The organism is Streptomyces sp. NPDC034103, assembly GCF_055575395.1.
Genome location: NZ_JBVISS010000011.1, coordinates 206368 through 221612, shown reverse-complemented (window position 1 = coordinate 221612; position 15245 = coordinate 206368). Strand labels below are relative to the sequence as shown.

11 protein-coding genes are annotated in these 15245 nt (G+C 73.6%); 8 read left to right on the top strand and 3 right to left on the bottom strand.

The window, feature by feature from the left end; genetic code table 11:
- Positions 1–259 precede the first annotated feature (259 nt).
- The 4 genes from ACZ56U_RS25520 (at position 260) to sucD (ending at position 5736) form a co-directional block, all read left to right on the top strand.
- Positions 260–1225, top strand: coding sequence for a hypothetical protein (locus tag ACZ56U_RS25520; protein ID WP_469086313.1), 966 nt, complete (start codon positions 260–262; stop codon positions 1223–1225).
- 280 nt (positions 1226–1505) lie between these two features.
- The gene (locus tag ACZ56U_RS25515) at positions 1506–3191 is read left to right on the top strand and encodes a hypothetical protein (protein ID WP_469086312.1); all 1686 of its coding nucleotides are present in this window, start codon (positions 1506–1508) and stop codon (positions 3189–3191) included.
- Positions 3192–3651: 460 nt separating this feature from the next.
- A complete protein-coding gene (gene sucC / locus ACZ56U_RS25510) occupies positions 3652–4830 on the top strand; it encodes an ADP-forming succinate--CoA ligase subunit beta (RefSeq protein WP_391234595.1) in 1179 nt (392 codons plus the stop codon).
- A gap of 21 nt (positions 4831–4851) precedes the next feature.
- Positions 4852–5736: a succinate--CoA ligase subunit alpha gene (sucD, locus tag ACZ56U_RS25505; RefSeq protein ID WP_469086311.1), complete on the top strand. Its 885-nt coding sequence runs from the start codon at positions 4852–4854 to the stop codon at positions 5734–5736.
- A gap of 214 nt (positions 5737–5950) precedes the next feature.
- Here the strand turns inward: sucD and ACZ56U_RS25500 are convergent, their stop codons facing one another.
- The gene (locus tag ACZ56U_RS25500) at positions 5951–7219 is read right to left on the bottom strand and encodes a helix-turn-helix domain-containing protein (RefSeq protein WP_469086310.1); all 1269 of its coding nucleotides are present in this window, start codon (positions 7217–7219) and stop codon (positions 5951–5953) included.
- 96 nt (positions 7220–7315) lie between these two features.
- Here ACZ56U_RS25500 and ACZ56U_RS25495 point away from each other — a divergent pair, with 96 nt between their 5' ends.
- Positions 7316–9172: a cell division protein PerM gene (locus tag ACZ56U_RS25495; RefSeq protein WP_469086309.1), complete on the top strand. Its 1857-nt coding sequence runs from the start codon at positions 7316–7318 to the stop codon at positions 9170–9172.
- 3 nt (positions 9173–9175) lie between these two features.
- Here ACZ56U_RS25495 and ACZ56U_RS25490 read toward each other — a convergent pair whose 3' ends face one another.
- Positions 9176–9937, bottom strand: coding sequence for a hypothetical protein (locus tag ACZ56U_RS25490; protein ID WP_469086308.1), 762 nt, complete (start codon positions 9935–9937; stop codon positions 9176–9178).
- Positions 9938–10255: 318 nt separating this feature from the next.
- On the opposite strand from ACZ56U_RS25490, the gene purN reads away from it, so the two are divergent.
- The 3 genes from purN (at position 10256) to ACZ56U_RS25475 (ending at position 13277) form a co-directional block, all read left to right on the top strand.
- Positions 10256–10885 (top strand): phosphoribosylglycinamide formyltransferase, encoded by a 630-nt coding sequence (purN, locus tag ACZ56U_RS25485; protein ID WP_469086307.1) that lies wholly within the window; start codon positions 10256–10258, stop codon positions 10883–10885.
- Positions 10882–12447 carry a bifunctional phosphoribosylaminoimidazolecarboxamide formyltransferase/IMP cyclohydrolase gene (gene purH / locus ACZ56U_RS25480; RefSeq protein ID WP_469086306.1) on the top strand — a complete coding sequence of 522 codons (1566 nt, stop codon included), beginning with the start codon at positions 10882–10884 and terminating at the stop codon, positions 12445–12447. Before purN ends, purH begins: the two co-directional genes overlap by 4 nt.
- An 86-nt stretch (positions 12448–12533) precedes the next feature.
- Positions 12534–13277: an AAA family ATPase gene (locus ACZ56U_RS25475; protein WP_469086305.1), complete on the top strand. Its 744-nt coding sequence runs from the start codon at positions 12534–12536 to the stop codon at positions 13275–13277.
- Positions 13278–13353: 76 nt separating this feature from the next.
- On the opposite strand, the gene ACZ56U_RS25470 is transcribed toward ACZ56U_RS25475, so the two are convergent.
- Positions 13354–15237, bottom strand: coding sequence for a protein kinase domain-containing protein (locus ACZ56U_RS25470; RefSeq protein WP_469086304.1), 1884 nt, complete (start codon positions 15235–15237; stop codon positions 13354–13356).
- Positions 15238–15245 lie beyond the last annotated feature (8 nt).

Genomic DNA, 15245 nt, shown 5'->3' with positions numbered 1-15245 from the left:
CCGGCAACGAGCCCGGTCGGGCGGTGATTTGTCGATCCGGCGACATCCGGATGCGGCCGGCAAAAGGGACATGAGGTGCATCGGTAACGGGGGGCTTGCGTAACCTCCGCACTCCCGTGCGAGTATCGGTGCCGCGTCAGCGGTGCCCCGCGCACCGCCCGTCCCCACTGCACGTCCGAACCGCTCGCTCGTACCGCGTCGCACCGACTGGTTGCTCGACACGCGTGATGCGTTGCGCCCCACGGGAGGACCCGTCCCCTTGACCTGGCCGGCCACACTGCCTGGTGCCGCTCTGCGCAGTCTGCGCACCGCGGCTGGGCGGCGTGCGCTGCACCTGGTGCTGCTGGTGGGCGGGTTGTGCGCACTCGGGTTCCTCTGCGGAGGACAGGCGAGTGCGGCGGATGGCCTGACGGCAACCGCGACGGTGAGGTCGGGGACGACGGGGACGGTTGCCGCCACGCCGACGAAGGCGACCTCGGCCAAGCCCGCTCCCGCGGTCCCTGTTGTTCCGATCAGCCCGACCGTTCCGACGGGCCGGGCGGACACGTCGCTGTCGGCGAGCCCGGAGAACGACCTCGTCGAGGACGTGGTCGGCGCCGTGGACGGAGCTGTGCTGCGACCGGTCGGCGATCTCGTGGAGACGGTGACCGAGGAACTCGCGCAGCCGCACGCCCAGACGCCGCCGCTGCCGAGCCTGCCGCCCCTGCCCGCGCCCGAACTCCCCGACACCCCCGAACTCCCCGACGCCCCCGAACTGCCCGGAGCCCCTGGCCTGCCCGAGCTTCCGGGGCTGCCGAACCTGCCGTCCGGGTCCGAACTCCCCGGCCAGACACCGCCGGTCACGGCGGCGCCCGCGCCGAAGTCACCGGCGGCCGGCACGCACCCAGGTGACGACTCCGGGAAGGCCGCGGCGACGGCCACCGCGAGGTTCGCCGGTCCGCGCTCCGTCGCCGGTTCGCCCACGGCGGGTACGGCGACGCGGTCCGGCGGCCACCCTGCCGTGCGGGGCGCGCACGCACCCGTGCAGCAGGTGCCCGGCGATGACACGGATGGGCAGTTGGGCCACCGGTCGGTGGCGGACGGCGGTTCGTCGCGGCACGGGGACGCGCAGGCGGTGTCCCTGAACCACCGGGCGGCGGTGCGGCTCGTGGCCGGTGCCGCCGACCGGGCCGAGGCCTTCGAGACCCGGGACCGGTACCGGGACGTTCCGGTTTCCCCGGCGTAGGGCAGGACCTCCCCCCGCGCTGGATCTGTCGCGCGGGGGCGGAACCGGTCTACCCCTCGTCGAAGCCCTATCCGACGCCGCAGCGCCCGACCCCCGGGCAGCGCGGTCGGACCGGCACCGGAAGTGTCCCCAGCCCTCCGAAAGCACCCGAGTTCCGTCGCGGACGCGCCCCAGAGGCTCAGCCCAGGGGCTCAGCCCAGGGGCTTGCCGCAGAGGCCAGAGCCCCTCGCGGATCTCCCGGGAGCCTCGGACCCCCAGGATTCAAGGATCTGACGTACGCATGAACAAGAACATCCGCCGTTCCATCGTCATAGCCGCCGGCGTCACCGGCGCGTGGGCGCTCGGCTCCAGCGTGGCGAGCGCCGACGAGCTCCCCGCCTCCTCGCTGTCCGCGTCGGACACGACGACCGACGTCTCGGACGCCGTGACGGGCACGGTCGACGGCGTTGTCCCCGATGCGCGGGACACCGTCTCCGGAGTGACCTCGACCGTGGAGGACACCACCGCGGCCGCCGACACCGCAGGCCCCGTCGACCAGGCCGGCCACTACATCGCGGCGAAGGTCACCGCCCCGCAGACCACCACGGTCCCCAAGACCACCCCGGCCCCCAAGACCGTCACCGCCGCCCCCACCACCAACGCCGCCGCGAAGCTCAAGGGCGCCGCAGCCATCCAGGGCGCGAAGGCCGCCCGCGCCGCGCAGGCACAGGCCGGGGCCGCCCACGGGACCGCCGAGACCGCCCGGGTCACCGCCTCCGACGCGATCACCGACCCGACCACCCCGCAGGATGAGGTCGACCACCTCTTCGGCCCCCTCGCCGCTTTCGCCCCGGAGCTCGAGCGGGCCCTCGCCGCCGCCCAGACCAGGCTCCCGGCCGCGCGGTCGGCGGCCCGTACCGCCACCGGAGTCACCGGCGCCGCGCACGTCACCGGCACGATCGACGCCATACGCCGGCAGGTGACCGCCACCGCCTCCGCCGTCCCCGGCACCGTCTCCGCCGTCCCCGGCACCGTCACCCCGATCGTCGACGAGACGGTCGCCGCCGCCGGGCCCCCGGTGGCCGTTGCCGCCGTGGACGGGGTGCGGCCCGTCGCGGACCAGGTGGTGGCCGGGGTCGCCCCGGTCGCGGAGCGCACGGTGGGGGGAGTGGTCCCGGTCGCCACGCACACCGTGCGGGGCGTGGGCCCCGTGGCCACCGGCGCGGTGAGCGGGGTCGTCCCGATCGTCGGCGGCACCGCCGAGGCCGCGACCGCGCTCGCGTACGGCGTCGTGGCCGACGTCCTGCCCGTCGTCACCGCCACCGTCGATGACGCCCACGACCTCGTCGGCGCGGCGGCGCATGGCGTGACCCCCGTCGCCACCGGTGCCGTGGCCGGGCTGCACCCCGTCGTGGACGGGGTCGCCGCCGACGTGCCCGCGTACGGCGCCGGTCTGGCCGGACGGGTCGCCGTCGATGCCACGGGTGCCGTGCTGCCGCCTGTCGCGAACGCGGCGGTGCAGGGCGTGGTCCCGGTCGCGGGGCGGGCCGTCGCGGACGCGGGTGGTCTGGCGTACGGCGTGACCACCGGCGTCCGGCCTGTCGTAGGTGCCGTGCCGCCGCTCGCGTCCGGCGTGGGAGGGCACACCGCGGATCTGGCGTACGGCGTGACGGACGAGGTCGGGCCCTTCGCGGACGGTGTCACCGGCGCCGTCCGGCCCGTCGTCGGCACCGTGGCCCGGACGGTCCAGCCGGTGTCCGAGGGCGCCGGGGACCTCGCGTACGGCGTGACGGGCGAGGTCGCCCCCTTCGCGTACGGCGTGGTCGGCGATGTGCGGCCCGTCGTCGGCGGGGTCGCGCCGGTCGTCGGTCACACGGTCGACGGCGTGACCCCCCTGGCCCACAACGCCGTCACCGGTGCGTGGGGCGTCACCGAGGCGGTCACGCCCGCCTACGCCCAGCCGTACGGCATCTCGTACGACGCATGACCCCACCCCGTCGCAGCCGCGGCGGACAACAGACTCCGTGAGGACGTAGGACCCGGACGGCCGAAAGCCGTCGGTCTGTCCGGTCGAAGCCTCACGGTCGGGGAGGCGCGGTCCCCATTGGGGTGGGGACCGACCGCCCCGCGCCCCCAAAGGGGCTGTTCAAGGGGCCTCACCGGGTCAACCCCAGCCCGGTGAGGCCCTTCCCTCTGTGGCCCCCGACCCCTCACACCTGGCACACCGTGCCGGTGAGGGCGGCATCATGTGACAGGTATCACCGCTCAGGTGTGACCCTCGATTTAGGGGCCCTCCGCAACCAGCGATAACCTGCGAGACGGACATGCCGCGCGCTCGGACACCGTGTGCGCCTCCCTTGTGACAGACACGGTCGGACGTCACGTTGCCCTCGCGGCACGCCCACGCAGACAACGAACCGCGAGATCACTGATAGGGACGGAAGCGCGTGGACCTGTTCGAGTACCAGGCGAGGGACCTCTTCGCCAAGCACGATGTACCGGTGCTGGCCGGTGAAGTCATCGACACGCCTGAGGCGGCCCGCGCAGCCACCGAGCGTCTTGGTGGCAAGTCCGTCGTCAAGGCCCAGGTGAAGGTCGGCGGCCGTGGCAAGGCCGGTGGCGTGAAGCTGGCCGCCACCCCGGACGAGGCGGTCGAGCACGCGACCAACATCCTCGGCATGGACATCAAGGGCCACACGGTCCACAAGGTGATGATCGCCGAGACGGCGCCCGAGATCGTGGAGGAGTACTACGTCTCCTTCCTCCTCGACCGTGCCAACCGCACCTTCCTCTCCATCGCGTCCGTCGAGGGCGGCATGGAGATCGAGGAGGTGGCGGAGACCCGCCCCGAGGCCGTCGCCAAGACGCCGATCGACGCCAACGAGGGCGTGACCGAGGCCAAGGCCCGCGAGATCGTCGAGGCCGCGAAGTTCCCGGCCGAGGTCGCGGACAAGGTCGTCAACGTCCTCGTCAAGCTGTGGGACACCTTCATCAAGGAGGACGCCCTCCTGGTCGAGGTCAACCCGCTGGCGAAGGTCGCCTCCGGTGACGTCATCGCCCTGGACGGCAAGGTGTCCCTGGACGAGAACGCCGAGTTCCGTCAGCCGGAGCACGAGGCCCTCCAGGACAAGGACGCGGCCAACCCGCTCGAGGCCGCTGCCAAGGCCAAGAACCTCAACTACGTCAAGCTCGACGGTGAGGTCGGCATCATCGGCAACGGCGCGGGTCTCGTCATGAGCACCCTGGACGTCGTCGCGTACGCCGGTGAGAACCACGGTGGCGTCAAGCCGGCCAACTTCCTCGACATCGGCGGTGGCGCCTCCGCCGCCGTCATGGCGAACGGCCTGGAGATCATCCTCGGCGACCCCGACGTCAAGTCGGTCTTCGTCAACGTCTTCGGTGGCATCACCGCCTGTGACGAGGTCGCCAACGGCATCGTGCAGGCGCTGCAGCTGCTCGCGGACAAGGGCGAGGAAGTCACCAAGCCGCTGGTCGTCCGGCTGGACGGCAACAACGCCGAGCTGGGTCGCAAGATCCTCTCCGACGCCAACCACCCGCTGGTCCAGCGCGTGGACACCATGGACGGCGCGGCCGACAAGGCCGCCGAGCTCGCGGCTGCGAAGTAAGGAAGAGGGACAGACACAGCCATGGCTATCTTCCTCAACAAGGACAGCAAGGTCATCGTCCAGGGCATGACCGGTGCCACGGGCATGAAGCACACCAAGCTCATGCTGGCCGACGGCACGAACATCGTCGGTGGCGTGAACCCGCGCAAGGCGGGCACGTCGGTCGACATCGACGGCAACGAGATCCCGGTCTTCGGCACGGTTGCCGAGGCGATCGAGAAGACGGGCGCGAACGTATCCGTCCTCTTCGTCCCGCCGGCCTTCGCCAAGGCCGCCGTGGTCGAGGCGATCGACGCCGAGATCCCGCTCGCGGTCGTCATCACCGAGGGCATCGCGGTCCACGACTCGGCGGCGTTCTACGCCTACGCCGTCTCGAAGGGCAACAAGACCCGGATCATCGGCCCGAACTGCCCCGGTCTCATCACCCCGGGCCAGTCGAACGCCGGCATCATCCCGGGCGACATCACCAAGCCGGGCCGCATCGGTCTGGTCTCGAAGTCCGGCACGCTGACCTACCAGATGATGTACGAGCTGCGGGACATCGGCTTCTCGTCCGCCGTCGGCATCGGTGGCGACCCGGTCATCGGTACGACGCACATCGACGCGCTCGCCGCGTTCGAGGCCGACCCCGACACCGACCTGATCGTGATGATCGGTGAGATCGGCGGCGACGCCGAGGAGCGGGCCGCGGCGTTCATCAAGGAGAACGTGAAGAAGCCGGTCGTCGGCTACGTCGCGGGCTTCACCGCGCCCGAGGGCAAGACCATGGGCCACGCCGGCGCCATCGTCTCCGGCTCCTCCGGCACGGCCGCCGCGAAGCAGGAGGCCCTCGAGGCCGCCGGCGTCAAGGTCGGCAAGACGCCGACCGAGACGGCGAAGCTGGCGCGCGAGATTCTGGCCGGCTGAACAGCCGTTGCCTAACTGAGCGTTTGTGGGCCCGTTCCCCGGAGTGGGGGCGGGCCCACAGTGCGCTCAAGCATCTGCCTCGCGTCGTGGTCTGGCGGCTGCGGGCGCGTCGTGGCCGTTCGCGCGGTTCCCCGCGCCCCTGAGGTGCGTGCACCGGACCCACGCTTTCAGGGGCGCGGGGAACCGCGCGACCAAGCTCCCACCGGCCCGCGGGCTAACGACTCAGCGGTAGCACCCTCTCCGGGCCGCTCGTCATCGCGCCCCGCAGCTTCTCCCGCAGCTCCACCTCCGCCTCCGACAACGCGCCCTGCGCGACCCGCGGCGGCACGCCCTGGATCTCCGCGCCCGGGGCGATCGGTGGCTCGTAGTGCGTCGGAGCGGTCCGCACCGTCAACGCCGTCGTCCCGATCAACGCCACCGTGAACGCGATGGCCGCCCGCGTCCAGAAACGTGCCCGGCGTTCACCGCCCGTGCGCACCGTCGGCGGCTTCGCGGCGCGCAGCCGCTCCGTGGAGGCGAGTTCGGCCAGCCGTCGGTGCAGAGCGGCGGGGTCGGCCACTTCGGGGACGCGCGTGGCGACGACCTCGCGCGCGTGCAGCAGCCGGCCGGCCGCCGCCGGCGTGCTCGCCTCCGTCTCCGCGGCGGTCTCCGGCAGGTCGAGGCCGACACCGTCGTAGAGCAGAAGCGTGCGGCGGTAGGGCGGGGGGAGCTTGAGGAGTACGTCGAGCAGGGCGCGGTCGGAAGCGTCGGCGGGGGGTGGTTCGGGGTGCCGGTAGCGGGGGCGGAAGCGGTGCCAGGGGGAGAGGGCGTACTCGTACGCCGCGGCCCGGACCCAGCCCGCCGGGTCACGGTCGACGGCGACCTCGGGCCAGCGCTGCCAGGCGAGCTGGAAGGCCCGTTCGACGGATTCGCGGGCGAGTTCGCGTCGGCCGGTGAGCAGATAGGCCTGCCGCACGAGGGCGGGCGCGCAGAACGCGTAGAGCGCGTCGAACGCCTGAGCGGGCGTCAGGGGCTTGGCGGGGGGCGACTCGGCCCCGGCGGGAGTCGACTCGGGCTCGGCGGTGAGCGGCTCGCCCCCGCCCGTGGGCCCCATGGGCGCCTCGGGCTCGGGTCCCGCGACCGCCTGCGCGACCGCCACCGCCTGCGCAACCGCCACCGCCTGCGCGACCGCCACCGTCTCCGCGACGGCCGCCTCCCGCGCGCCCGCCCCCTCCTGTGTGACCGTCACCGTCTGCACGCCCGCCACCTCCTGAGGTGCCGTCACCTCGGCCCGCTGCCGCTCCTCCGCCAGGGTGCTCAGCAGGTGGGCGTACGTCTCCCGCTTCCGGCCCCGCGGGTTCGTGCGGCCGGACTCCCACGCTCGGACCGTCTCGGGGGTGACGCCCATCCGCTCCGCGACCTGAGCCCGCGTCAACGACCCGGCCTCGCGCAGGCGTCGGCGTTCCTTGGGTGGCGGCAGCGGGGTGGCAGGGCCCTGAGTCACAGCACGCCCCTTCGTACGAAAAAGTACATAGTCGTATATTGAGCGACACATCGGGGGTTCGCCTGTTACGACGAGAAAGCGCGTGTCGTTGGGAGCATGACGGTCGTGAACCAGATGACCGTTCGCCGATTTCCCCTGTCGTCCGTGCTCACCCGGGTGCGCGACCGCTCGCCCGGACTGGCCGCGGGCCTGCTGGGCGGCGTGTTCGCGGCCGGGCTCGGGCTCGGCTCGCTCGCCGTGCTGGTGATGGTGCTGTGGATCAGTTCGCCGTATCCCGACAGCGGCCCGGACGGGGCGCTGCACGTCGCCGCGGCGCTGTGGCTGCTGGCGCACGGGGCGGAACTGGTGCGCACCGACACGCTGTCCGGGGTCCCGGCACCGGTGGGGGTGACGCCGTTGCTGCTGCTCGCGCTGCCGGTGTGGCTGGTGCACCGGGCCGCGCGGGACGCGGTGGACGACGCCCCCGAGGCCACGGGAGGGGCGGCGTTCACGGGCGTGGTCCTCGGCTATCTCACCGTCGGGACAGGGGCCGCGCTGTATGCGGCCGGCGGCGAGCTGCGACCGGCGTGGGTGTGGACAGTGGTGTGCGTGCCCCTGGTCGTGGTCTCGGCGGCGGGCGCGGGGGTCTGGACGGCGTACGGGCGCCCACGCGAACCCGTGGACGACGTGCTGCTGCCACTGCCCGCGGGGATTCGGCGGCTGCTCCTCGACCCGGACGCCCGGAACCGTCTCGCTGCGGCGGTGCGCGCGGCCGGCGCGGGTGTGGTGGTGCTGGTGGGCGGTGGCACGCTGCTGCTGGGAACGTCCCTGGTGTGGCACGGCAACGCCACCCGGCTCTCCTTCCTCCAGCTGACGGAGGGCTGGTCGGGCCGGTTCGCGGTGCTGCTGCTGTGCGTCGCGCTGCTCCCCAACGCGGCCGTCTGGTCGGCCTCGTACGCGCTGGGGCCGGGCTTCGTGCTCGGGGCGGGGCATGTGGTCGGCCCCCTGTCGTCGGCGCCCGCGCCGCTCCTGCCGCCGTTCCCGCTGCTGGCGGCGGTCCCGGACGCGGGAGCGGGGACATGGCCGAACTGGGCCGCCGCCGGGGTGCCCCTGGTGGCCGGGGTGACGGTGGGCTGCTTCGTGGGACGGGCCGGGAGCCGACGCTCGGCCGGCGCCGGGTCCGGGGTGCCGACGATGAGAGGCGACGAGAAGAGGATGGGGGGAGAGGAGAAAGGGAGCGCCTCGCCTGCGGTCGCTCCCTGGTCCCGAGGTCGGACCGCCGGTACCGCCTGGCTGGCCGGCGTCCTGTGCGCGGCCGCGGTCGCGTTGCTCGCCGCGCTCGCGGGCGGTCCGCTCGGCGTCGCCGCGCTCGCCCGGTTCGGACCGGTGTGGTGGCTGACGGGTGCGGCGGCGCTGGCCTGGGTCTCGCTGGCGGCCATCCCGACGGCCGTGGGGGTACGGGCGTGGCGGTGCCGGGAACGGCGGGAGCGCGGGCCCGGGACGGAGGCGGTGTCCACCGGGCTGACGGCGGTGCCGGTGGTGTCGGTCGGTGCCCTACCGCCGCGGGGGGCCGGCGAGGAGCGGTTCGCGTCGGAGCCCGGCATCCGGGTGCCGCGGACACAGTCCCCCGCACCCGGTGGCTGGTTCTCGCGCAAGAAGGGCGCCCGCCCACCCGTACCGCAGTCCGCGACAGGCGGCGGCCGCCCCACGGCACCGTCGGACGAGGGCGCCACCCCGGCCGCCGCGAGAGCGACCTCTTCGCGCCGCTGGTTCTCCCGCGGCAAGCACGCCCGGCCGGCCCCCGCACCCGCAGCGCCGTACGGCCACGGCGAGGACGACCCCTCCTTCGAGCCGTACGACTTCCTGCCCGCCGACCCGCGGGCCTGGCCCGACGACGCCGAGCGGGACGCCTCCCGGCAGGCCCGGTGGGCGGCGCTCAAAGAGGTGTCGGCGCCTCCCGAGCCGCCGGAGTGAGGGTCAGCCGGTGCCGAAGACGTCCCGCAGCTGCTCCGGCAGCAGACGGTCGCAGGACTGCTTCGCCTCGTTGGTGAGAGCGTCGTTGGTGCAGGTGTAGAAGTCGCTGTAGACGAGCTGAAGCGCGAACGTGCCCGCCACCAGGGCGATCGCCAGCGACGAGGTGACCAGTCCGCTGATGGCCGCCGTCCGCTGCGGGCGGCCCCCCGTCTCAGGCGCCGAGGCGTCCGGGTCGGAGGTGCGCGGCTTGGCGCGCAGGGCGCTGATGCCCCAGTACAGGGCGAGCGCGCCGAGCAGCAGCGCGACGTACGGCCAGCTGAAGAGGGCGAAGAAGAACGCCCACATACCGCTCAGCAGGGAGTACCGCGCGTGGCGCTGGGCCGGGTCGGTCGGGTCCCAGCGCATGCCCCCGCCCTGGCCGGGACCGCCCTGGCCCTCGGGGCCGGAGCCGCTGCCGGGGCGGTCGCCGAAGTTGCCGGAGGAGCGGCCGGGCTGGCGGTCGCTCCACTGGCTGCCCCACGGCGACCGACGCCCCTCGTCGTCGTCGGACGAGTCGCCCGCCGGGCGGCGCGGCTGCCAGGGGCGGTCGGGGGTGCCCTCCGGCGGCGGCGCGAAGGGGTTGTCCTCCTCCGCCTTGCGGTCCGGCTGGTCCGAGGGCGCGTCGGGCGGTGAGGCGGGGCGCTCCCGCAGCAGCACGCCGCGGTGCTCCCCTCCCTGCGCCTGCTGCGGGGGGAGCGAAAGGAGTCGCAGGCTGCGGTCCGGCATCAAGTGAGCGTCTTCCCCTAGGTGATATGACGAGTGACGGCGACGATCGGACGGTGGAACGGCTGTCCGGTGTGGGCCTTCATCCGGGAAACGCACCGCACGACGACCACGTTCCCGACTCGGGCCGTAGCAGACGCTACCTCCCGGCCCCGCCCCCGTCCCGTGGGGGCCGCCCGGAGTGCCGGTATCGTTGCTGGCGTTCGGCCGCTTCGTAGACTTCCCCGTATCCCGGGGCGCGAAGCATTCGTACGAACGTACATAACGCACGTCCGGACGGCCGACCGTACGGAAAACGCTCCCCCGAGAAAGGGCCCCACCGTGGCCGCCAAGCCCGTGGCCAAGCGCCTCGTCGTGCTGGTCTCCGGATCAGGCACCAACCTCCAGGCGCTGCTCGACACCATCGGCCAGGTCGGCACGGACGCCTACGGTGCCGAGATCGTGGCGGTCGGCGCCGACCGCGACGGCATCGAGGGGCTCGCCCGTGCCGAGCGGGCCGGCATCCCGACCTTCGTCCGCAGGGTCAGGGACTACGGGACCCGCGAGGAGTGGGACGCCGCCCTCGCCGAGGCGACCGCCGCGTACGAGCCCGACCTGGTGGTCTCCGCCGGGTTCATGAAGATCGTGGGCAAGGAGTTCCTCGCGCGCTTCGGCGGGCGGTTCGTGAACACCCACCCCGCCCTGCTGCCCAGTTTCCCCGGCGCCCACGGCGTCCGTGACGCGCTCGCGTACGGCGCCCGGGTCACCGGCTGCACCGTCCACTTCGTCGACGACGGCGTCGACACCGGACCGATCATCGCCCAGGGCGTGGTCGAGGTCCGGGACGAGGACGACGAGAACGCTCTGCACGAGCGCATCAAGGAAGTCGAGCGAAGGCTGCTCGTCGATGTCGTGGGGCGGCTCGCCCGCAACGGCTATCGCATTGAGGGACGAAAGGTAGTTATCCAGTGACCGCCGAGAGCAACAAGCGGCCCATCCGACGGGCGCTCGTCAGCGTCTACGACAAGACGGGTCTGGAAGACCTCGCGCGCGGGCTGCACGAGGCGGGCGTGGAGCTCGTCTCCACCGGGTCCACCGCCGGCCGGATCGCCGCCGCCGGTGTCCCCGTCACCAAGGTCGAGGAGCTCACCGGCTTCCCCGAGTGCCTGGACGGCCGCGTCAAGACGCTGCACCCGCGCGTGCACGCCGGCATCCTCGCCGACCTGCGCCTGGAGGACCACCAGCGCCAGCTCGCCGAGCTGGGCGTCGAGCCGTTCGACCTGGTCGTCGTCAACCTCTACCCGTTCCGCGAGACCGTCGCCTCGGGCGCCTCGCCGGACGAGTGCGTCGAGCAGATCGACATCGGCGGCCCCTCGATGGTCCGGGCCGCCGCCAAGAACCACCCCTCGGTCGCCGTCGTCACCAGCCCCGCGCGGTACGCCGACGTCCTGAGCGCCGTCCAGGACGGCGGGTTCGACCTCACCACCCGCAAGCGGCTCGCGGCCGAGGCCTTCCAGCACACCGCGTCCTACGACGTGGCGGTCGCCTCCTGGTTCGCCTCCTCCTACGCGCCCGTGGACGAGTCGCGGTTCCCCGACTTCCTGGGCGCCACCTGGGAGCGCAAGAACACCCTCCGCTACGGCGAGAACCCGCACCAGCCGGCTGCCCTCTACGTCGACGGCAGCGACGGCGGCCTGGCCGAGGCCGAGCAGTTGCACGGCAAGGAGATGTCGTACAACAACTACACGGACACGGACGCCGCCCGCCGTGCCGCGTACGACCACGACGAGCCCGCCGTCGCGATCATCAAGCACGCCAACCCCTGCGGTATCGCGGTCGGCGCGGACGTCGCCGAGGCCCACCGCAAGGCACACGCGTGTGACCCGCTGTCGGCGTTCGGCGGCGTGATCGCGGTCAACCGTCCGGTGTCGAAGGAGATGGCCGAGCAGGTCGCCGAGATCTTCACCGAGGTCATCGTCGCGCCGGACTACGAGGAGGGGGCCCTGGAGGCCCTCGCCAAGAAGAAGAACATCCGCGTGCTGAAGGCCCCGGCCGCGCCCGCGAACCCGGTCGAGCTCAAGCTCGTCGACGGCGGCGCGCTCCTCCAGGTCACCGACCGCCTCCAGGCGGACGGTGACGACCCGGCGAACTGGACGCTGGCGACGGGTGAGGCGCTGAGCGCGGCCGAGCTCGCCGAGCTGTCGTTCGCCTGGAAGGCCTGCCGCGCGGTGAAGTCCAACGCCATCCTCCTCGCCAAGGACGGCGCCTCGGTCGGCGTCGGCATGGGGCAGGTCAACCGTGTCGACTCCGCCAAGCTGGCCGTGGAGCGGGCGGGTGCCGAGCGCGCGCAGGGCTCCTACGCCGCCTCCGACGCGTTCTTCCCCTTCCCCGACGGCCTGGAAATCCTGATCGAGGCCGGCGTGAAGGCGGTCGTGCAGCCGGGCGGCTCGGTCCGTGACGAACTGGTCGTGGAGGCCGCGAAGAAGGCGGGCGTGACGATGTACTTCACGGGGACCCGGCACTTCTTCCACTGAGCCCGATCCCGCTGCTTCCACTGTGCCGCGGCGCCCGGTCCTCGTGACCGGGCGCCGTTGTCAGTGCCGGATGAGAGCCTGGCGGCATGATCGTGGAACGCGCGTACGCCCATGTCGCCGAGGCGGCGGAGCCGGCCGGCCCCGCCCACTGGCCCTGGTCGGTGCCGTGCGTGCGGCAGCTCCTCGACGACGGCCTGCGGTTCACCGCCCCGGTCACCTTCCTGGTCGGGGAGAACGGCTCGGGCAAGTCGACCCTCGTGGAGGCCCTGGCGGAGGCCTTCGGACTCGACCCCTGGGGCGGCTCGGCGGGCCATCGCTACGCCGGTCCGCGGGAGCGCTCGCCGCTCGGCGACCGGATGCGGTTCGAGGCCACCAGGGCTGGACGCCGGATGCTCCAGGGCCCGCACACCCGGCGCCGGGGCTTCTTCCTGCGCGCCGAGACCGCGCTCGACGCGCTCGGCAGGGAGCAGCGCACCGGCCGTCTCACCGGCACCCCGGAGGAGATGAGCCACGGCGAGGGCTTTCTGATGGCGTTCCGCGAGCGCTTCCGCGAACCCGGCCTGTACGTCCTGGACGAGCCGGAGTCCGCGCTGTCCTTCGCCTCCTGCCTCGAACTCGTCGGCGTCCTCGACGACCTCTCCCGCGCGGGCGCCCAGATCATCTGCGCCACCCACTCACCCCTGCTCACGGCCCTGCCCGGCGCCGAGATCATCGAGGTCGGCGAGCACGGCATGCGGTCCGTGGAGTGGCACGAACTGGAGCTGGTCGAGCACTGGCGGCGCTATCTGGACGACCCGCGCGCGTATCTGCGGCACATAGTCGGCGGCTGAACCGCGCCCATCGCCCCTCGCCCCGCGCACCCGGCGGCCGGCCCGCACGTCGGCTCGCGTGCCACGCCCGTCGTCGTCAGGTCGAACTCCGCAGCGCCGCCCAGGTCTCGGCGCCCACCTCCCCGTCGGCCTCCAGCCCCTTCGCGCTCTGGAACTGCTTCACCGCGGTCTGGGTCCCCTTGCCGAACTTCCCGTCCACGCCCGAGTCGCCGACGGCGTAGCCGCGCCGGGTGAGCATGCACTGGACCTGGACCACGCGCTCGCCCTTGTCGCCCCTGCCGGTGAGCTCGGTGCCGGAGTAGTACGTGCACTCGGAGATCCAGGGCGGGTCGGCGGGGGCGGCCGCGGTCTCGCTGGCCGTGGCGGTGGGGGCACCGCCGTCACTCGTGGCTCCGCCCCCGCCCTGGGTGACCGTCGCGGAGGGGGTACGGCCGACCGGGCCGTCGTCGGAACCGGCCGCGGTCTCCCTGTCCCCGCCCGTCTCCTGTGCCGTGCCGCCCGGCCTGCCCGCGGAGCCGCTCGCGGCGGGCGGGGCGGAGGCGCGGGGCAGGGCCGAGGCGGCGTCGGCGTCGGAGGGGGCGCCGGCGGAGACCGTGGGGGACGGTCCGGCTGTCTCCTCGTGGGAGGAGCGGGTGAGTAAGAGCGCGCCCACGACCCCGACGGCCACCGCGAGGGCGGCGGCGAGGGCTAGGTAGGGCTTCCTCCGATTGCGGGGAGTGGAGGGCGCGGAGGGGGCGAACTCGCCCGGCGGGGTGGGGCCGGAGGGCGCGAACTCGCCCGGCGGGGTGGGGAGGGATGTCGCGTAGTGGTGGGCGGGCGGCCGTGGGGGAGCGGGGGTGGGGTCGGGTGCCGGGTCCGAGGCCGAGCCCGGGGCGGCGGGACCCGCGTGAGGCGCATCCGTACGCGCCCCCGCCACGCCCGGCGCCTCCGCCGCCCCCGGCACGCCCGACGCCCCCGGCACCCGGCCTCGGGCGCTCTGCCGTGTCGAGACCCTCTCCAGCCGCGCGCATGCCTCCTGCTGCTCCAGCAGGCGGGTGGCCAACGGTTCCTGCCAGGGCTCGGTGTCCCCGGGCCGTGCGCGCGCGGCGGCCTCGATCAGCTGCGCCGGGGTGGGACGCCCGGCGGGGTCCTTGGCGAGGCAGGCGGTCAGCAGCGCGGCCAACGGTTTGTCGACGGAGGTGAGTTCGGACATCACCTCCGCCCTGGGCTCCTCGAAGGCCACCCGGTGCATGACGCCGACGCCGGTGCCGTCGCCGAACGGGGTGTGCCCGGTGGCGGCGTAGATCAGTGTGCCCGCGAGGGAGAAGACGTCGGAGGCCCCGTCGCAGCGGCCCTCGCGCAGGTACTCGGGGGACATGAACGCCGGGGTGCCCACCCGGCTGCCGGTGCCGGTGATGGTGCTGCTGTCGACGGCCCGGGAGATGCCGAAGTCGATGACGTGCACGCCCCGCGGGGACAGCAGCACGTTGGACGGCTTGAGATCCCGGTGGACGACACCGGCGTCGGCCAGTGCCGCGAGGGCCTGCCCCAGCTCCGCCACCAGCCGCCACACACCGGCCTGTTCGAGCCTGCCGCCGTTGCGTACGGCGTCGGCGAGGTTGATGCCGGGGACGTACCGGGTGGCCATCCACAGCAGCTCGTCCTCGGACTCGAACCCGGTGCCGAGCAGCCGCGGGGCGTGCGGGGTGCTGACCCGCCCGTGCACGGCGGCCTCCCGCTCGAACCGCCGCCGGAACTCCGGGTCCTCGGCGTACTCGGGCCGGATCACCTTCACCGCGGCGAGGCCGGGGCCGTCGTCGGCGGGGCGGGCCAGATGGACCCGTCCCATCCCGCCGCTGCCGAGTCGCCCGAGCGGCACATACGGTCCGATGCGGGCGGGGTCGGCGGGCTGGAGCGGAGCGGCGCCGGCGCGTATGAGCTCGGCGTGGTACGGCGGCGTGGGGTGCCGCTGGTCCGTCATGAGTCCCC